This window comes from Nocardioides acrostichi, assembly GCF_015319165.1.
In the GTDB taxonomy this organism is placed as follows: domain Bacteria; phylum Actinomycetota; class Actinomycetes; order Propionibacteriales; family Nocardioidaceae; genus Nocardioides; species Nocardioides acrostichi.
Genome location: NZ_JADIVZ010000008.1, coordinates 81,083 through 98,804, shown reverse-complemented (window position 1 = coordinate 98,804; position 17,722 = coordinate 81,083). Strand labels below are relative to the sequence as shown.

17 protein-coding genes are annotated in these 17,722 nt (G+C 72.3%); 3 read left to right on the top strand and 14 right to left on the bottom strand.

Annotation, left to right across the window (positions count from 1 at the left end):
* Positions 1-18: 18 nt before the first annotated feature.
* Together ISG29_RS14785 and ISG29_RS14780 are read right to left on the bottom strand one after the other, a co-directional pair.
* Positions 19-978, bottom strand: coding sequence for a ketopantoate reductase family protein (locus tag ISG29_RS14785; protein WP_194504223.1), 960 nt, complete (start codon positions 976-978; stop codon positions 19-21).
* Positions 978-1,340, bottom strand: coding sequence for a GntR family transcriptional regulator (locus ISG29_RS14780; protein ID WP_194504222.1), 363 nt, complete (start codon positions 1,338-1,340; stop codon positions 978-980). Before ISG29_RS14780 ends, ISG29_RS14785 begins: the two co-directional genes overlap by 1 nt.
* Before the next feature lie 76 nt (positions 1,341-1,416).
* Here ISG29_RS14780 and ISG29_RS14775 point away from each other — a divergent pair, with 76 nt between their 5' ends.
* Positions 1,417-2,331 (top strand): PfkB family carbohydrate kinase, encoded by a 915-nt coding sequence (locus tag ISG29_RS14775; protein ID WP_207793158.1) that lies wholly within the window; start codon positions 1,417-1,419, stop codon positions 2,329-2,331.
* A gap of 87 nt (positions 2,332-2,418) precedes the next feature.
* On the opposite strand, the gene ISG29_RS14770 is transcribed toward ISG29_RS14775, so the two are convergent.
* A complete protein-coding gene (locus ISG29_RS14770) occupies positions 2,419-4,137 on the bottom strand; it encodes an FAD-dependent oxidoreductase (protein ID WP_328829285.1) in 1,719 nt (572 codons plus the stop codon).
* A 27-nt stretch (positions 4,138-4,164) separates the two neighbouring features.
* On the opposite strand from ISG29_RS14770, the gene truA reads away from it, so the two are divergent.
* Positions 4,165-5,031 (top strand): tRNA pseudouridine(38-40) synthase TruA, encoded by an 867-nt coding sequence (gene truA / locus ISG29_RS14765; RefSeq protein WP_194504221.1) that lies wholly within the window; start codon positions 4,165-4,167, stop codon positions 5,029-5,031.
* On the top strand, positions 5,028-5,633 hold the full coding sequence (locus ISG29_RS14760) for a class I SAM-dependent methyltransferase (protein WP_194504220.1): 606 nt from the start codon (positions 5,028-5,030) through the stop codon (positions 5,631-5,633). Before truA ends, ISG29_RS14760 begins: the two co-directional genes overlap by 4 nt.
* Before the next feature lie 128 nt (positions 5,634-5,761).
* Here the strand turns inward: ISG29_RS14760 and ISG29_RS14755 are convergent, their stop codons facing one another.
* The 11 genes from ISG29_RS14755 to ISG29_RS14705 form a co-directional block, all read right to left on the bottom strand.
* On the bottom strand, positions 5,762-6,451 hold the full coding sequence (locus ISG29_RS14755) for a maleylpyruvate isomerase family mycothiol-dependent enzyme (RefSeq protein ID WP_194504219.1): 690 nt from the start codon (positions 6,449-6,451) through the stop codon (positions 5,762-5,764).
* A 71-nt stretch (positions 6,452-6,522) separates the two neighbouring features.
* Positions 6,523-7,674, bottom strand: a complete 1,152-nt coding sequence (locus ISG29_RS14750) for an acyl-CoA dehydrogenase family protein (protein ID WP_194504218.1) — start codon at positions 7,672-7,674, stop codon at positions 6,523-6,525.
* 64 nt (positions 7,675-7,738) lie between these two features.
* A complete protein-coding gene (locus ISG29_RS14745) occupies positions 7,739-9,259 on the bottom strand; it encodes a PQQ-binding-like beta-propeller repeat protein (RefSeq protein WP_194504217.1) in 1,521 nt (506 codons plus the stop codon).
* Positions 9,256-10,587: a hypothetical protein gene (locus ISG29_RS14740; RefSeq protein ID WP_194504216.1), complete on the bottom strand. Its 1,332-nt coding sequence runs from the start codon at positions 10,585-10,587 to the stop codon at positions 9,256-9,258. The genes ISG29_RS14745 and ISG29_RS14740 overlap by 4 nt, the downstream gene beginning before the upstream one ends.
* A gap of 102 nt (positions 10,588-10,689) precedes the next feature.
* Entirely contained in the window at positions 10,690-11,931 is a 1,242-nt protein-coding gene (locus tag ISG29_RS14735) for an acyl-CoA dehydrogenase family protein (protein WP_194504215.1), read from the bottom strand.
* 24 nt (positions 11,932-11,955) lie between these two features.
* Entirely contained in the window at positions 11,956-13,032 is a 1,077-nt protein-coding gene (locus ISG29_RS14730) for a phosphotransferase family protein (protein ID WP_194504214.1), read from the bottom strand.
* Entirely contained in the window at positions 13,001-13,969 is a 969-nt protein-coding gene (locus ISG29_RS14725) for a phosphatase PAP2 family protein (protein WP_194504213.1), read from the bottom strand. The genes ISG29_RS14730 and ISG29_RS14725 overlap by 32 nt, the downstream gene beginning before the upstream one ends.
* A gap of 47 nt (positions 13,970-14,016) precedes the next feature.
* Entirely contained in the window at positions 14,017-15,162 is a 1,146-nt protein-coding gene (locus tag ISG29_RS14720) for an acyl-CoA dehydrogenase family protein (protein ID WP_194504212.1), read from the bottom strand.
* 37 nt (positions 15,163-15,199) lie between these two features.
* Positions 15,200-16,354: an acyl-CoA dehydrogenase family protein gene (locus tag ISG29_RS14715; protein WP_194504211.1), complete on the bottom strand. Its 1,155-nt coding sequence runs from the start codon at positions 16,352-16,354 to the stop codon at positions 15,200-15,202.
* An 80-nt stretch (positions 16,355-16,434) separates the two neighbouring features.
* Complete coding sequence (locus ISG29_RS14710) at positions 16,435-17,340, bottom strand: FAD:protein FMN transferase (protein WP_194504210.1); 906 nt, start codon at positions 17,338-17,340, stop codon at positions 16,435-16,437.
* Entirely contained in the window at positions 17,340-17,696 is a 357-nt protein-coding gene (locus tag ISG29_RS14705; RefSeq protein ID WP_194504209.1) for a hypothetical protein, read from the bottom strand. The genes ISG29_RS14710 and ISG29_RS14705 overlap by 1 nt, the downstream gene beginning before the upstream one ends.
* Positions 17,697-17,722: the final 26 nt, after the last annotated feature.

Below are 17,722 nucleotides of genomic sequence, written 5' to 3'. Positions count from 1 at the left end.
CAGGCGGTGGGATCGCGGTCAGAGCTGCGCGAGCAACGAGGCGGCGTCCAGCGAGCGAGGTGCCCCGCCGGCCCGGGCCAGCTCGACGACGGTGTTCTGCAGCAGGGCGTTGGCGGGGGCCTCGAACCCGCCCAGCCGGGCCTGGAGCACGATCTCGCCGTTGAGGTGGTCGACCTCGGTGCTCCCGGTGCCGCGTGCCAGGCTCTGCCACGTGGAGCTACCGGCCTCGTCGCGTCGCACGAGTGGGCGCAGCAGGTCGCCGCGGCGATCGCGGTCGGCGTCCTGGCCGACCACCGCGACGCCACGGCGCTCCAGGATCTCCTGGCCCTCGGCGCGCAGGATGTCGGTGAGGCGATCGGCGTCGGGGGAGTCGAGGCACGCGGCGTCGACGGCGTTGCCCAGGTTCATCAGCAGCTTGCGGTGCTTCCACGCCATCACCTCGGGGCGCACCACGACGTCGAAGCCTGCGTGACGCAGGTCGGTCGCGAGCGCGTCGTCGTCGGCGTCGGCACCAGCGGGGAAGCGGCCGACGTCGAACAGGCCGGGCCGGTTCAAGGAGTGCAGCAGCACCTCGCCCGGGGCCAGGCTCGAGGCCGGCATCATCACCACGCACCCGTGCACGAGCGGGCGGTGGCGCAGCAGCAACCGCTCGTTCGACACCCCGTTCTGCAGGCACACCACGGGTACCCGGTCGGGCACGTGGGCGACGAGGTCGGGCACGATCGCCTCGGTCTGGTGCGACTTCACCGCGAGGTGGACGACGGCGTCGGGCGGCGTCCAGTCGAGATCGGCGAGCGACCCGACGACGGGCACCGGCACGAACCGCTCGTCGTGCCCGACGGTGAGCCGTACCCCGTGCTCCCGCACCGCGGCCAGGGTGTCGCCGCGTGCGACCAGCGCGACGGGCAGTCCGGCCTCGTGCAGGAGCGCCGCGACGCCCGCCCCGATGGCACCCGCTCCGACGACGACGTGACGCATCAGCGGACCTCCCACCGCTCGGCCAGGAGCCGCTGGGCCTCTGCCAGGCCCAGGCCGAGCCGGCGGGCGCGACCGGCGTAGGTCGAGGCCGCCCGGGCGGCGTCCTCGCTCGCGGCCCGGGAGCCCGAGGCCACGAACGTGCCGCGGCGTCCTTCGGTGACGATCACGCCGTCACCCTCCAGGGCGCGGTAGGTCTTGGCGACGGTGTTGTTCGCGAGTCCGAGCTGCTCGGCCAGCGCGCGCACCGTGGGCAGCCTGGTGCCGGGCGGCAGGTCACCGGACGACGCGCGCGAGGCGATCTGCCGGCGCAGCTGCTCGAAGGGCGGCACGTCGGCGGAGTCCTCGAGGGGGAGCACGCTCATGCCCGCACTGTAGGCCGAGGGTGCCCGGACCCCCGTCGAGGTGTGTGGGCTCGACGTGACGTGGTACACACCCGGCATGAGCAGTCAGCGGGCCGACGTGCTGGTCGTCGGGGAGTCGCTCGTCGACGTCGTGCACGCGGCGGACGGCACGGTGTCCGAACACGCGGGCGGGAGCGCTGCGAACGTGGCCGTCGCCCTCGCCCGCCTCGAGCGGCCCGTGCGGTTCGCGACCGCCTTCGCCGACGACGAGTACGGCCGCCTGCTCGGTCGGCACCTGAGCGACTCGGGCGTCGAGCTCGCCTCCGACCCGCACGTGGTGGGTCACAGCTCCTCGGCCCAGGCGACCATCGGGCGCGACGGCTCCGCCTCGTACGAGTTCGACGTCGAGTGGCGGTTGGGCGAGGTGCCCCTGGCGCCCGCCCCGCTCGCCGTGCACGCGTGCGCGCTGGGAGCAGTGGTGCAGCCCGGTGCCGACGATGTGGCCGGGCTGGTCGAGGCGCTGCGACCGCACGCCACGGTGACCTACGACGTCAACGCGCGGACGACCATCACCGGAGACGGTCCGGAGGTGGTCGCCGTCGTGGAGCGACTGGCCGCCCTGGCCGATGTCGTGAAGGCCAGCGACGAGGATCTCGAGGCTCTCTGGCCCGATCTGGCCGTGGACGACGCCGCCCGGCGTCTCGTGCGTCTCGGCGCGGGCGCGGTGGTGATCACCCGGGGCGGCGAGGGCGCCACCTGGGTCGACGCCGACCGTGCGCTCACGGTGGCCTCACGGCCGGTCACCGTCGCCGACACCATCGGCGCGGGCGACACCTTCGCGGCCGCCCTCCTCGACGCACTCTGGTCGCGCGGACTGCTGGGCGGTCGCGTGTCCGGCGTCCCCGACGACGTCGTCGAGGAACTGCTCGACCACGCCGCCACGGCCGCGGCCATCACCGTGTCGCGTCCGGGTGCGGACCCGCCGTACCGCCACGAGCTGCTCGGAGCCTGACCCCTCGAGACACGATTCGCGACCCTTCGGGGGGACGATTCGCGGCCCCTCGGGGGACGATTCGCGGCCCCTCGGGGGTGAGGGCGGTCAGGTGAGGTAGCTGTGCACCAGGGGCACGACGGAGGCGCCCTCGCCGGCCGCCGCGGCGACCCGCTTCATCGAGCCGGCGCGGATGTCGCCGACCGCGAAGACGCCGGGCACGGTGGTGGCGAGATTGGCCGGGGGCAGGCCGTCGAGCCAGCACTGCTGGGGCACGTCGCGTCCGGTGAGCACGAAGCCGCCGGGGTCGCGGGCCAAGGACTCGGGCAGCCAGTCGCAGTGCGGGGCGGCGCCGAGCAGCAGGAACAGTCCGTAGGCCGGCACCTGTTCGACCGAGCCGTCGCGGGAGTCGGTGAGTGCCAGCCACTCCAGGTGCGCGGCGCCACCGCCGTCCGTGACCTCGGTGCAGGGGCGCACCGTGATGCGGGGGTTGTAGGCGATCTCGCCGATGAGGTAGCTCGACATCGTCTCCTCCAGCCCGCGGCGGCGGACGACGATCGTCACCGACCGCGCGAACCGCGCCAGGTGCACGGCAGCCTGGCCGGCCGAGTTGCCACCGCCCACGACGAAGACGTCCTGGCCTTCCATCTCGCGGGCGGCGGTCATGGCGGCGCCGTAGAAGACGCCGCGCCCGACGAGGTGCTCCAGCGGCTCGACGCGCAGCTTGCGGTAGGCGACTCCGCTGGCGATCACGACGGCGCGCGCGGCGAGCTCGCCACCGGAGGTGTGCAGCCGGTGCGGTGCGCCGCCGACGCCGGGCTCGAGACGCTCGACCTGACAACCGGTGAAGAACTCGGTGCCGAAGCGCAGCGCCTGGTTGCGGGCGCGCTGGGCCAGCCGCATGCCCGAGATGCCGCGTGGAAAGCCGAGGTAGTTGCGGATCATCGACGAGGTGCCGGCCTGCCCGCCGATGGCCTCGGCCTCGACGAGCACGGTGGAGAGCCCCTCGGAGGCGCCGTACACCGAGGCAGCCAGTCCGGCGGGCCCGCCACCGACCACACACAGGTCGACGGTGCGCTCGAGCGTGACCTCGCTCGGTGCGCCATAGATGCCGGCCGCGACCTCGCGCACGCTGCGCGGACGCACCGGCAGCCGGTTCAGCGCCATGACCAGTGGATAGCCGGGCTCGCCCTCGGCGGGTGGCCCGGCCTGCTCGTGCAGCGCGCGTCCGACGTCGCTGTCGGGGTGGTAGACCCGGTTCGGCATGCCCATGCGGTCGAGAAAGTCGCGGATCTCCAGCACCAGGCCGTGCGCGTCGTCGCTCACGATCTTCACCGACACGACCTCGGGGTTGGCCGACGTGGAACTCCAGTCCGAGAGCAGCTCGCTCACCGCGTGGTGGAACTCCTCGTCGCGCACCCCGCGCGGCATCAGCAGGTAGCCGTCGTACTTGCCCTTCGCCATGCCGGCGCGCAGGTCGGCGGCGTCGGGCAGGAAGTACTCCCAGTGCGAGGCGATCAACCGCCGGGCCGTCGGCACGACCTGGCGCCACCGGTGGAACGCGGCGAGCACGTGCGAGTCAGGCAGCCGGGAGTCGGACACGAACAGTGCCACCGTGCCGCCGTCGCGCACGACCTCGCGCGCCACCTGCTCCGCCTCGGACGCCGTCCGGGCGGTACGCAGGTCGTACTCGCGCTCGTAGCGGGCGAAGGAGTCGCGCAGGGTGTCGAGGTGCTCCTGCGCGCACAGCACGATGCTGGGTGCGGGGCCGGGAAGGGTCGTGGCCACGGAACCCGCGGGTGGGGTCGGGGCGCCCGAAGTGCTCACGCGGCCAGCGTACGGAAGGATGATGGGGTGCGCCTCCGCGTTGATCTCGCCTACGACGGCACCGCCTTCCACGGCTGGGCCACCCAGCCGGGGCTGCGCACCGTGCAGGGCGAGGTCGAGCGGGCGCTGGCGGTGGCGCTGCGTCGCCGGGAGCCAGACGGCACCCTGATCCGCGTGCCCGTCGTGTGCGCGGGGCGTACCGACACCGGCGTCCACGCCCGGGGGCAGGTGCTGCACGTCGACACGACCGCCGACGAGCTCGCGGCCTCGGCCGGGCGGAGCCCGGAGCCGCCGCTCGACGCGCTGACGCGGCGGCTGGCCGGCATCCTGCCCGACGACGTCGTCGTGCGGCGCGTGAATGAGGCCGCCGACGGGTTCGACGCTCGGTTCTCGGCGACCTGGCGGCGCTACGTGTACCGGGTCGCCGACCGCGCGGCCGCCGTCGACCCACTGGCCCGACAGCACGTGCTCGCCTGGGCCCGCCCGCTCGACCTCGCTTCGCTGCGGGCGGCGAGCGAGCCGCTGGTCGGGCTGCACGACTTCGCGGCGTTCTGCAAGCAACGCGAGGGAGCCACCACCGTGCGCACCCTGCTCGACCTGGCCTGGGCGCGTCGGCCGGACGGCGTGCTCGAGGCGACGGTGCGGGCCGACGCGTTCTGCCACTCGATGGTGCGCGCGCTGGTCGGCTGTCTGCTCGCCGTCGGTGAGGGCCGCCGCCCCGCAGCGTGGTCGGCGCAGGTGCTGGCCGGCGCCACGCGCTCGCCCGAGGTCGCGGTCGCCCCGGCGCACGGGTTGACGTTGGAGGAGGTCGGCTATCCCGACGCCGCCGAGCTCGCCGCGCGTGCGGAGCAGACCCGGGCGCGGCGAGCACCGCTCGGGGAGGAGCACCGGTGAACGAGCAGGACGAGCACTACTTCAGCGCCGACCCCTCGGTGCCGTTCAAGCGCGAGTCGGTCGAGGCCAGCGTGTGGGGCCACGACCTCCGGCTGGTGAGCGGGTCCGGGGTGTTCGCGCGGGGGCGCGTCGACATCGGCACCGCGGTGCTGTTCCGCGAGACCGAACCTCCCGCCGGAGGTCACGTGCTCGACCTGGGGTGCGGGTACGGCGTGATCGGGCTCGCCGCGGCGGTGGCCACGCCCGGCATCACCGTGACCGCGGTCGACGTCAACGAGCGCGCCGTCCTGTTGGCCAACGAGAACGCCGCCACCCTCGGCGTCGCCGACCGCTACACGGCGTGCACGCCGGGCCAGGTGGCCCTCGACACGACCTTCGACGAGATCTGGTCGAACCCGCCGATCCGCATCGGCAAGCAGGCGCTGCACGACCTGCTGCTCACCTGGCTGGCCCGGCTGGCACCGGGCGGACGCGCCGTCATGGTGGTCGGCAAGAACCTCGGGGCGGACTCCCTGCAGCGCTGGCTCACCGACCAGGGCTTCCCCACCCACCGACTGGCCTCGGCCAAGGGCTTCCGCATCCTGGAGTCCCACCCCCGCTGACCTGCCACCAGTTTTCACGTGACCCGTCACGTTTTTGCGCGTGACCTGCCGCGAGTTTTCAGGACGGTGAAAAGTCGTGGCAGGTCAGCGGAAAACTGGCGACGGGTCAGCGGAAAACTGGCGACGGGTCAGGGGACGACGGGGGAGTCGAGCAGGGTGAGCGCGGTCTCGTCGGTGGTGGGCATGGGGGCCCGCTTCCAGAGTCCGAGCAGGATCTCGTGGGCGGGGGCGGCGATCTCGACGACGGGTGCCATCTCGCCCAGGCACACGGGTGCTGCGTCGTCGAGGTCGGTGGCGACCAGGCGCAGGGTGCCGCCCAGGGGCTCGCAGCGGGCCAGTCGCACCTGGCGCACGTAGAACGTGTCGAGCACCTCGGCCACGCCGTCCCAGGCCAGGTCGGGGCCGATGCGCCACTCACCCGTGCGGTCGGCCGCCGCGAGGAGGTCGTAGGTGTGCATGAGGGTCTCGTGCACCTGACGGCGATACCACCAGCCGGCCGTCCCGGACTGGCGTCCGAAGGTCCAGGCGGGGGCGTCGGCGTCGGTTCGGGTCAGCGTCTCGCGTAGCGCGGCGGCGTGACCCTCGTACCACGGGGCCAGTGCGCTGAGGTCGGTCGGGGCCGGCTCGGGCACGCCCTCGGGGGTGCCGTGCACGATGGCGTGCCGGGCCCACTGGTGCACCCCGGCGAGGTGGTCGACGAGGTCGGCCACGCACCAGTCGTCGCAGGTGGGTACGTCTGAGGTGGGGTCGACCTGCGAGGTGAGCAACGCGAAGTCGTCGGTGGCCTGGGTGAGCAGGGCGTTCCAATCGAAGGTCACGAGCGCATCCTCGCAGGGTTTCGACACGCCTCCGCCTTCGGCATCCGGCGGCTCAACCACCGGTGGTCGGGTCACACGAAGGCGCTGACGCCGGTCTCCGCTCGGCCGATGAGCAGCTTCTGGATCTGGCTGGTGCCCTCGTAGAGGGTCATCACGCGGGCGTCGCGCAGGTACTTCTGCACCGGGTACTCGTCGATGTAGCCCGACCCGCCGTGCACCTGCACGGCGTTGTTGGCGGCGCGCACGGCCGCCTCCGAGGCGAAGAGCTTGGCCTTGGACGCCGCGGTGCCGAACGGTTCGCCGCGGTCGATGAGGTCGGCGCAGCGCCAGACCATGAGGCGTGCGGCGTCGGCGTCGACCGAGATGTCGGCGATGAGATCCTGCACGAGCTGGAACGCGGCGAGCTGCTTGCCGAACTGGGTGCGCCCGGTCGCGTACTCCACCGAGGCCTCGAGACAGCCCTGCACGATCCCGACGCAGCCGGCCGCGACCGACACCCGCCCCTTGTCGAGGGTTCTCATGGCGATCTTGAAGCCTTCGCCCTCCTCGCCGAGGCGCGCCGATGCCGGCACCCGGACGCCGTCGAGCACGAGCTCGGCGGTGGCCTGCCCGCGCAGCCCGAGCTTGCCCTTGACCTCGAGCGCCTCGAATCCGGGGGTGTCGGTGGGCACCAGGAAGGCCGAGACGCCGCGCGGCCCGGCGTCGCCGGTGCGGGCGAAGACGAGGGCGACCTTCGCCCAGGTGCCGTTGGTGATGAAGAGCTTGCGGCCGTCGATGACGTAGTCGTCACCGTCACGCTTCGCCCGGCTGGTGAGGTTGCCGGCGTCCGAGCCGGTGTCGGGTTCGGTGAGGCCGAAGCAGCCGAGGATCTCGCCGGATGCGATGCCTGGCAGGTACTCCTGCTTCTGCTCCTCGGTGCCCCACTCGAGCACCGACTTGCCGAAGAGCCCGTTGCTCACCGAGACGATGCCGCGCAGGGCGGAGTCGGCGCGGCCGAGCTCCTCCATCGCCAGCACGTAGGTGAGGTAGTCGCCCCCGAGGCCGCCGTAGGCCTCGGGGATGGTGAGGCCGAAGAACCCGAGCTCGCCCATCTTGGGCACGATGGCGAGGTCGACCTGCTCGTCGCGGTCCCACTGGGCGCGGTGCGGCAGGGCCTCGGCGTCGAAGAACTCGCGGGCTACCCGGCGGAAGGACTGCTGCTCGTCGGTGAGGGTGAGGTCCACCCCGTCAGTCTGCCCCGCCGGTCAATGGCGCCCGCTGGCAGCCACTCGGACGCCGATGCGGCGCTCAGGAGGCCAGGGAGAACCAGCCGAGGTCGTTGATCTTGCCCTTGGTCTTCTGGGTCTTGCCGTTGTAGCGGGTCATGCTGCCCTGCTCCGCCTGGTTGCGTGCCAGTAGCACGGCATCGCCGTCGAGGACCATCAGCGGCCGCTTCAGCAGCCCGGAGGCGAACTCGTCGTCGAGGTGCCAGCGACCCACCAGGCTCCCGTCCTCGAGGTCGATGACGCCCAGGTCGCCGGACACGCCCGAGGTCAACGCGGCGAGCACGTGCTCGCCGTCCGGCAGCAGCGGCCCTTGCGTCCAGGTCAGCCTCCCGCCGCGATCGAGGTAGGCCCCACTGGTGTTGCTGGTCCAGCGCAGTCTCCCGGTCTCGGTGTTCACGCGGGTGATGCCGTCGATGTCCTCGACGAGCACGTCGGTGTCGCTGCCGGGCACCTGCTGCATGATCGTCGTGCTGCCGCTGTCGTAGGTGTCGTCGGTGTCGATCTGCGGCTGGTGCAGCCGCTGGTCGCGAGTGCGGAAGCTCTGGCCGATCCTGCCGCCGTCGATCAGCGTCTTGCCCGTCTCGACGTCGATCGTGCTGATGCGGTTCCAGGTCTCGTAGTCGGGTGCCCCGGACCACTCCCGGATCACCACCCACCGTGCGTCGAGGGCGCTGCCGTCGGAGTACTGCTGGAGGTGGCCTGGGGCCATGAAGTCCTGGAGTTGCCGGCGCCAGAGGATCTTCCTGGTCTCGACGTCGATGCCGACCAGCGCCTCACCGGCGCGCTCGGAGGAACGCAGGTAGGCCACGATCACGTGATCGTTGGACGGCGAGGTGGCGATGCTCGCGGGGTAGGCGCCGCCCTTCTCCAGGGCCTTGCTGCGCACCAGCGGGCGCACGTGGACGAGGCCGTCGGCCTCGACCTCGTAGATGCCGCCGGAACCGAGGTAGTACACGGTGTCGCCCAGCATCACTATGTTCTCCAGGCTCAAGAAGCCGTCGACGACGGTGTCGCGCAGGACGTCGCCGGTGGTGATGTCGAGGGTGACGATGTGGTCACCGGTGGGGTCCGGGTCACCGAGGTCGTCGGGGAGCTGGCGGTTGGTGTACCCGAAGGTCCACGTGTGCTCGGAGGTGGCGCGCGGCGCCGCGGCGGAGATCACCTCTCCGCCCATGTCGACCGGGCTCTGCCAGATGGTCGAGCCGTCCGTGGTGGACACGCCGAGCACGGTGTCCTGGGTGGCGTAGACCGCCACGTCGCCGTCGACGAAGACCGCTTGGCTCCGGGCGTCGTAGTCGGCGTCGCTCGCCGTGCCGGTGGCGCGGAGCAACCAGACCGCAGCGGCCATCGGGTCGGCGATGGAGCCCTCGGTGGCAACCGAGGTGGGATCGGGCAACGAGGGACCGGACGGCGTCGTGGCGCTCGACCCGCTCGTGGGAGCGGGGGCATCGGGATCGTCGGAGGATCCCGTGCACCCGGCGAGAGCGAGTGCGCCGAGCGTGCCCGACAGCGCGACGGCCGCACGCCAGCCGCGGGCGCTCACAGCGACTCCACCCACTGCGCCGTGCGATCGAAGAGCGCCCGCTGGGAGCCCCAGCCGGCCGTGCCGGGCCCGCTCTCGACGTCGTCCTCGTACAGCGCCCTGCCCAGGGCGAGGGCGGCGTCGCGCCCGCGCGTCTCCTCGACCATCGCGTAGATCGCAGCCGAGCACAGGTAGTTGGCGTAGACCGTGGTGTCGTCCTGCTTCTGGAACAAGGCGTCGTCCCAGCTTGCGTCGAAGCCCTGGAAGCGGTCGGCGAAGCCGGCGAAGCGGCTGCGGATCAGGCTCACGGCGTAGCCGTCGTTGCGGATGCCCGACGCGGTGCCGACACTGACCCACTCGGCGAGACCCTCCGCGACCCAGGGGGCGGCGAACGGTGCCCACTGCAGGGCCAGGGCATGGATGGCCTCGTGCGCGGAGAGCTCTCGAGCAGCAGGCGTGCTGTCGAGGCCGTCGGGGCGGACGACCACGCGAGCCCCGGCGAAGATGCGATCGCCCTTGACCCGGGTGGACTTGCCGGCGGCCGTCGCCGCGACCTGCGGGTCGATGAAGTCGACGCGGGTCGCGAATCCGCCGCGATCGACGGCACCGCCGCCGTACACCTTGCTCTGCGGCTCGTCGAGGGTGAAGGCCAGGCGCGAGGTGCCCTTCGCCGGCGCGATGAACTGCATCGCATCCACGATGCCGGCGTCGACGGCGGCCAGCCGGGCCCGCGCCACGTCGAGGTGCTCGGCGCGGCAGATGAGCACCACGTGCTCGGACTCCAGCACCTCCCAGGTGCCGGGCAGATCCCAGGGGTTCTGGTCGCCGATCGGCCCGGACAGGTCGGCCACCTGCAGGGGTGCGTCTGCCCCCTCCTTGCTGAGCCGGATGTCGTAGGACTGCGTGCTGAGCCGGGCATCGCACCCCTTGAGGCGGTGTGTGAGCACCAGGCTCGCCGTCACCTCGAGCGCGCCACCGCTGGCGTTGCGGAACCGGTCGTTGGCTCGCTCGAAGACGAAGCCGAGATCGGTCAGGGGGAACTGGGACATGCTGCGCAGCCGGTGACGCCACTGTGCGAGCGGCAGGTCGGGCACCACCGCTCGCAGCGCCGCGGCGTCGCCTGCGTGCACGGCGGCGTCCATGCGATCGACGATGCCGTCCAGGTCCTCGGGGGTGATGATCGTGCCGGCCTGCTGCTGCTGCACGATCGGCCCCGACGAGCCCGCCGTCGGGCCCGGCGACCCGCTCGTCGTCTCGGGGGCGTCGCCCGAACGTGAGCAGCCACCGAGTACGACGAGACCGGCGCCCAGGACGAAGGCGCGGCGGCCAGGGACGGGCCGTACGGCCATGTGCATCTCCTCGCGGGTCGGGTGGTGGCACCCTTCCGCGGGAGCAGGCGTCCCAAACCTGCGTCGGCCCCGGCTCTGCCGCGACCTCGGGTCAGGTCGGACTCACGCCTGCCACCGAGCGATCTCGGCCTTGGCCAGGGAGTTCTTGTGCACCTCGTCGGGCCCGTCGGCGAACCGCAGGGTGCGGATGCCGGCGTAACTGGCGGCCAGCGGGAAGTCCTGCGACAGCCCGCCTGCGCCGTGGGTCTGGATCGCCTTGTCGAGGATCCACTGCACGCAGGCCGGCGTGGCGATCTTGATCGCCTGGATCTCGGTGTGCGCCGCCTTGGTGCCACGGGTGTCCATGAGCCACGCGGTCTTGAGCACGAGCAGCCGCAGCTGCTCCAGCCGCACCCGCGACTCCGCGATCCATTCCCGGACGACGCCTTGAGCCGCGAGCGGCCGGCCGAACGCGACGCGCTGGGTGGCGCGCGAGCACATCAGCTCGATCGCCTTCTCGGCGACGCCGATGGAGCGCATGCAGTGGTGGATGCGCCCGGGGCCGAGCCGGGCCTGGGCGATGGCGAAGCCCTGGCCCTCCTCGCCGATCAGGTTCTCGGCCGGCACCCGCACGTCGGTGAACCGCAGCTCGGCGTGACCGCCGTGCTCGTGGTCGTCGTAGCCGAACACGTGCATAGGCCGCACGACCTCCAGGCCGGGGGTGTCACGGGGCACCAGGATCATCGACTGCTGCTGGTGGCGAGAGGCGTCGGGGTCGGTCTTGCCCATGACGATGAAGATCTCGCACTCGGGGTTCATGGCCCCGGTGATCCACCACTTGCGGCCGTTGACGACGTAGGAGTCGCCGTCGCGCACGATCGAGGTCTCGATGTTGGTCGCGTCCGAGGACGCCACGTCGGGCTCGGTCATCGCGAACGCGGAGCGGATCTCGGCCTTGAGCAGCGGGTCGAGCCAGCGCTCCTTCTGCTCCGGTGTGCCGAAGAGGGCGAGCACCTCCATGTTGCCGGTGTCCGGGGCGGCGCAGTTGAGGGCCGCCGGGGCCAGGTGCCCGCTGTGCCCGGTGATCTCGGCGAGCGGGGCGTACTGGAGGTTGGTGAGGCCGCCGCCGAGCCCGTCGGGCAGGGCACCGTAGTGGTTGACGGGGAGGAAGAGGTTCCAAAGGCCCTGGCCGCGCGCCTGCGCCCGCAGCTCGCCCATCACCGGGGCCGTGGTCCAGGCGAAGGGGTCGTCGAGGGCAACGAGCTCGGTGTGGAAGCGCTCCTCGGCGGGGTGCACGTGTTCGGCCATGAAGGCCAGCAGTCGTGCGCGGAGCTCCTCGGTGGGCGCGTCGAACGTGAAGTCCATGGGTGGATCCTCTCGGTGGGTGGGTCAGCGAAGATCGCGGGTGACGTCGAGGCCCGCGGCCAGGAGCGGCGCCACCGCCTCGCCGATGGCCTCGAACCCCTCGCCCAGCGTCTGACCCTGGGTGAAGCGGAAGTGGATGCCCTCCAAGATCACGGCGAGCTTGAAGTAGGCCAGCCCGAGATGGAAGGAGAGGTCGGGTAGCTCGCGACCGCGGGCCTCGGCGTACCACTGGAGCTTGGTGTCGGCGTCGGGGTAGCCCGCCGCCAGCGAGACGTTGCTGACCAGACCGGTGTCGGAGCCGCCGAGGGAGGCGATGGTGTCGTAGACGACCAACAGCGCGAGGTCGGTGAGCGGGTCGCCCAGCGTCGCCATCTCCCAGTCGACGACGGCCAGGACGGGCCGGCCCGACGCCGCGGGGTCGACGAGCAGGTTGTCGAGGCGGTAGTCGCCGTGCACGATGCCGGGCGCGCCGTCGGGTGGCACGTGGTCGGCCAGCCGGGCCACGAGGGTGTCGGCGTCGGGCAGGTCGCGGCTGCGCGAGCCGTCGAGCTGCTGGCCCCAGCGCTTGACCTGGCGGCCCAGGAACCCCGCGGGCCGGCCGAGGTCGCCGAGCCCGACGGCGTCCGGGTCGACCTCGTGCAGCGCCACGAGCACGGCCACGAGGTCGCGCACGATGCGCTCGGTCTCGTGGGTGCCGAGCGCGTCCAGCTCCTGCGCGTCGCGGATCGCGCGCCCCGGCACCTGCTCCATGACGTAGAACGGCGCCCCGACGATGTCGGGGTCCGGGCACGACGCGTAGGTCTGCGGCACCGGCACGGAGGATCCTGCGAGAGCCGACATCACGCGGTACTCCCGGCCCATGTCGTGAGCGGTCGCCTGCACGTGGCCCAGGGGCGGGCGCCGCACGACGAACCGCCGTCGTCCGTCGGTCACGGTGTAGGTCAGGTTGGAGCGTCCGCCCGCGATCAGCTCGCCGCGCAGCGGCCCTGCGAGCTCACCGGGCCGCTCGCCCTCGTACCACTGGGCGAACGCCTCGAGGTCGAGTCCTCGTGGCGAGCCGGCCACGGCGTCAGGTGCCGGCGGGGGTGGTGGCGGGGTCATGCGCGATCTCCTGAGGTGTGACGGGCTCGTGTCGATCCTCCCAGAGGCGGACGACGACCATCACGGCCGCGGCCAGGGCCATGCCCGCCAGGACGTCGATCACGTAGTGCTCCGCGAAGTACACCAGGGCAGTGCCCATGGCGACGGGGTAGAGCAGCAGCAGGAACCGCCACGCGGTGCGCAGGCGCCACACGCCGTACAACGCGACCAGCGTGGCGACGCCGGTGTGCAGCGACGGCATCGCCGCGACCTGGTTGCCCATGCCCTGGAGCACGATGTTGGCCCGGCCCAGGCCGGTGCCCTCCCAGCCACGGCTGGTGGTGCGCGCCAGCGGGGTCAGGTAGCCCCGTTGCGAGGCCAGCCAGGGCGGCGCCATGGGGTAGGTCAGGTAGACCACCAAGGCGGCGTAGTTGATGGCCAGGTAGCGGCGCATCCAGCGCTGCCACTCCCGGCGCTCGCGCACCCAGAGCACCGCGGCGAGGGTGAGCCCGACCAGGAAGTGCGAGGCGTAGACGGTCGTGAGCAGCGTGTCGTACCAGCGGTGCGGAGTCGACCTCGAGCACGGGTCGGCGCACCACGCGTGCTGGAGCACTGCCGTCGGGATCTCGTGTCCGCCGAAGAGGCCCGAGATCCACCGGTCGACGCGGATCGGCATCTCGTAGTGCACGGGGATCCCGACGTTGTCGGCGATGCCACGCGTGAGCCAGTAGACGATCAGGCCGACCAGCACCGGCCACCAGTCGCGCGGGAAGCGCAGGTGGTGTTGGCGGGGCGCCTGCACGTCCCAGGCCACGAGCAGCAGCCAGATCCACACGAACACCCCGAGCGGGTCGTTCGGTATGCCGATCAGTCCGCTCCAGACCACGAGGGCGAGGCACCACGCGGCCACCGCCAGCCCCCGCGCCCGACGCGAGGTGTGGTAGTTGCCGTCGGTCACCGACCAAGTGTAAAGAGACCGCGACTCGTCTCACGGACGGGGAGTGCTCACGCCATGGCCAAAGGGTCGAGCGACCCGTGGTCGAGCACGCCGGCCGCCAGCACGTCGACGTGGTGGTCGCCGTCGCCGAGCAGGTGGTCGAGCATGGTCAGCACCGCGGTGTAGGAGCCCACCGAGTACTCGGCCGTCATGCCGATGCCGCCGTGCAGCTGGATGGCCTCCTGCCCGATGTGTCGAGACGACCGCGACACCTGGACGCCGCACCGGGCGGCCGCGACGCGGACGGCGTCGGCATCGCCGGACTCGATGACCATCGTGGCCCACTGCACCATGCTGCTGGCCAGCTCGAGGGAGATGTACATGTCGGCCGAGCGGAACGTCAGCGCCTGGAAGGTGTTGAGCGTGACCCCGAACTGCTTGCGGCTCTTGAGGTACTCGGTGGTGGAGCGCAGTGCGGTCTGCATCGCACCCAGCGCGATGTTCCCGGCCATGATCCGGCCGATGTCGAGCACGGTGCCGATCGAGGCGGTCAGGTCGGTGCCCGGCTCGCCCAGCGGCGTCGCCGCCGTGCCGTCGAGCACCACCCTGGCCGCGCGGCCGCCGTCGTAGGTGGCATAGCCGGTGCGCTCGGCGTCCGCGCCCTGGACCAGGAAGGCGCCGGTGCCGCCGCCGGGGAGTGCCGCGGTGACGACCAGCGCGTCGGCACGCTCGCCGGCCACGACCGGCTCCTTGGTGCCGGTCAGGGTCCACGACCCGTCGCTCTCGGACGCCGTCACGCCGCTCGCCGCGGGGGCCCAGCGCGAGCCGGGCTCGTCGTGGGCGAAGGCCACGACCTGCTCGCCCGAGGCGATGCCGCCGAGCACCTCGGCGCGCTGCTCGGGCGTGCCGCAGGCCTGCACGAGCCCACCCGCGAGCACCACGACCGGCAGGTAGGGCTCGGGAGCGATGACGCGGCCGATCTCCTGGCACACGATGCCGATCTCGACCGGACCCGCGCCCACACCGCCGTCGTCCTCGCTGAAGGGCAGCCCGAGCAGGCCCATCTCGGCCATCTGACGCCATGTCTTCTCGGAGAAGCCGGGATCCTCCTTGGTGGTCTGGCGGCGCTGCTCGAAGTCGGAGTAGGCCTTGCCGAGCAGGCCGCGCACGGCGTCGCGCAGCGACTCCTGCTCGTCGTCGTAGGTGAAGTCCATGTCGTTCTCTCCTTCGCTCCGGTCTCTGGTGCGCGGCTCAGAGGCCGAGGATCGTGCGGGCGATGATCTGGCGCTGCACCTCGTTGGAGCCGCCGTAGATCGAGGCCTTGCGCAGGTTGAGGTAGGTGGGAGCGGTGTGCGGCGTCCAGTCGGGCAGTGCGGTGCCGTCACCCGCGCCCGAGGCCAGGGACGCCGGGCCGGCGAGGTCGACCCCCAGCTCGCTGACCGCCTGCTGGAGCACCGTTCCCTTGAGCTTGAGCACGCTGGAGGCCGGGTGCGGCTCGCCCTCGGAGGAGTGCGCGACGACGCGCAGCGCGGTGAGCTCGAGGGCGAGCAGCTCGTTCTCGAGCTCGGCCACCCGGGCCGCCAGCCGCGGCTCGGCGCCGATGCGCTCGCCGTTGAGCTCCTTGAGCCGAGCCAGGTGGCGCTTGATCGCACCCACCGGCGCGACGCCGACGCGCTCGTTGCCGAGCAGGAACTTGGCGATGGTCCAGCCCTGACCCTCCTCGCCGACGAGGTTCTCGCCCGGCACCCGGACGTCCTCGAACCACACCTCGTTGACCTCGTGACCGCCGTCGATGAGCTCGATCGGGCGCACCTCGAGGCCGGGAGAGGTCATGTCGATGAGCAGCATCGAGATGCCCGCCTGCTTCTTGACCTCGGGATTCGTGCGCACCAGCGTGAAGATCCAGTCTCCGTACTGGCCCAGCGTGGTCCACGTCTTCTGGCCGTTGACGACCCAGTCGTCGCCGTCCTTGACCGCGGTGGTGCGCAGGCTCGCGAGGTCGGAACCGGCGTCGGGCTCGGAGAACCCCTGGCTCCACCAGATCTCGCAGTTGCGCGTCTTCGCCAGGAACCGCTCCTTCTGCTCCTGGCTTCCGAACTGCGCCAGCACCGGCCCGATCATGGAGGTGTTGAACGCCAGCGGCACCGGGCATCCGGCGGCCTGCATCTCGTCGAGGTAGATGTGCCGGCGCAGGTCGGACCAGCCGCGGCCACCCCACTCCTCGGGCCAGTGCGGCGCGGCGAGGTCGTGCTCGTCGAGCACCTTCATGCTGCCGGCGATCTGCTCCTTGGAGAGCTCACGGCCCTCGATGACTGCCGCGCGGATGTCGTCGGGCACCTGGGTGGTGAAGAACTCCCGCATCTCGGCGCGGAAGGCCTCGTCCTCGGCGGAGAGGGCAAGCTGCATCGGGAACCTCCTGAAGTCGTGCCCTGATCATGCTCCGTGGGTGGTGGCGGTCACACACCCGCCCCGGGTGTTCGAGAGGTTCAGGCCGCGGCCGAGGTCGGCCAGCCGCCGAAGCGGTGCACGCGGCCGCCGGTGTCGACCAGACGGGCGTCGAGATCGTGGGCCACCAGCCAGGCCGGAGCGCGCTCGCCGAGCACCACGACCGCGGTGCTCGCGATGTTCGCGGCGAGCGCGGTGGGCGCCGCCACCGTGGCGCTGCGCCAGGTGCGCGGGGCCGGCTCGCCCGTGGCCGGGTCGAGCAGGTGGTGCACCCGACGCCCGCCGGTGGTCCAGGCCCGCCGCACGGTCGAGGACGTCGCCAGGCCGGCGCCGGCAGGGAGGGCGACGGCGTCGGAGGGATCGGCGTCGGTGTCTTGGACGTGCACCTGCCAGCCGTCTTCCGGTGACACGCCGGCGGTCGCGATGTCGCCGCCCAGGCTCATCAGCACGCCGGTGCCGTGCTCGCGGTGCACGGCCGCGGCGACGCGGTCGGCGGCGCTGGCCTTGGCCGTGGCGCCCAGGTCGAGGAGCACGCCCGGAGGCAGGGTGAGCTCGCTGCCCGAGAGGCGGACGGCGCGCCACCCCGCCACCCGGCGCACGCGCGCGACCGGGCGGTCGCCCTCCAGCACGAGCGAGATGTCGCGGTCGTAGCCGAGGTCGACCAGCGCCCGACCCACGGTCGGGTCGACCACGCCCTCGGTGTCGCGGGCGGCGTCCAGCGACTCGCGCACCAGTGCGGCGAGCATGGGGCTGAGCGTGGTGGTGCCGCCCTGGGCCGGCAGCCGCGAGATCTCTGAGAGCGGGTCGAAGCGGTTCGCGGCGGCGTCGACCTCGGAGAGGACGGCCCGGGCCGTGTGCAGAGCGGGGAGGAGTCTGCCGGGGTCGGTGACGACCAGGCGGGCGGTGGTCGACCAGAGACTCCACTCGTGGGCGGCGGTCTGGCTCATCACGAGCCCTGCGAACTGGCGTGGCTCGAGCCGCTGCCGGAGGAGAGACCGGTCGAGCCCTGCGGCACCGATGACGAGCTGCTGCCGGAGCTGCTGGAGCCCGAGCTGGTCGAGCCGGAGTCCGAACTGCCCGACGAACTGCCCGACGAACTGCCCGACGAGCTCGAGGACGTCGTGTCACCGGAGCCCTGGGAGGTCGTCTGGGTCGTCGTCGTGCCCGAGACGTCGGTCGACGTGCCGTGGGTGGTGGCGGCGTCGAGACCGCACGCGGCCGCGACGAGGGCGACGGTGGCGGTGAGGCCGCCGGCGACGATGCTGCGGCCGAAGCGGCGGGGCCGGTCGGGGGTGTCGGTCATGAGAACGACGATGCGCGCGGAGGCTG

Bases quoted from the DNA above. Each gene is read 5' to 3' on its own strand.
- ISG29_RS14785 (WP_194504223.1), bottom strand. From the start codon at position 978: ATGCGTCACGTCGTCGTCGGAGCGGGTGCCATCGGGGCGGGCGTCGCG.
- ISG29_RS14780 (WP_194504222.1), bottom strand. From the start codon at position 1,340: ATGAGCGTGCTCCCCCTCGAGGACTCCGCCGACGTGCCGCCCTTCGAG.
- ISG29_RS14775 (WP_207793158.1), top strand. From the start codon at position 1,417: ATGAGCAGTCAGCGGGCCGACGTGCTGGTCGTCGGGGAGTCGCTCGTC.
- ISG29_RS14740 (WP_194504216.1), bottom strand. From the start codon at position 10,587: ATGGCCGTACGGCCCGTCCCTGGCCGCCGCGCCTTCGTCCTGGGCGCC.
- ISG29_RS14735 (WP_194504215.1), bottom strand. From the start codon at position 11,931: ATGGACTTCACGTTCGACGCGCCCACCGAGGAGCTCCGCGCACGACTG.
- ISG29_RS14730 (WP_194504214.1), bottom strand. From the start codon at position 13,032: ATGACCCCGCCACCACCCCCGCCGGCACCTGACGCCGTGGCCGGCTCG.
- ISG29_RS14720 (WP_194504212.1), bottom strand. From the start codon at position 15,162: ATGGACTTCACCTACGACGACGAGCAGGAGTCGCTGCGCGACGCCGTG.
- ISG29_RS14715 (WP_194504211.1), bottom strand. From the start codon at position 16,354: ATGCAGCTTGCCCTCTCCGCCGAGGACGAGGCCTTCCGCGCCGAGATG.
- ISG29_RS14710 (WP_194504210.1), bottom strand. From the start codon at position 17,340: ATGAGCCAGACCGCCGCCCACGAGTGGAGTCTCTGGTCGACCACCGCC.
- ISG29_RS14705 (WP_194504209.1), bottom strand. From the start codon at position 17,696: ATGACCGACACCCCCGACCGGCCCCGCCGCTTCGGCCGCAGCATCGTC.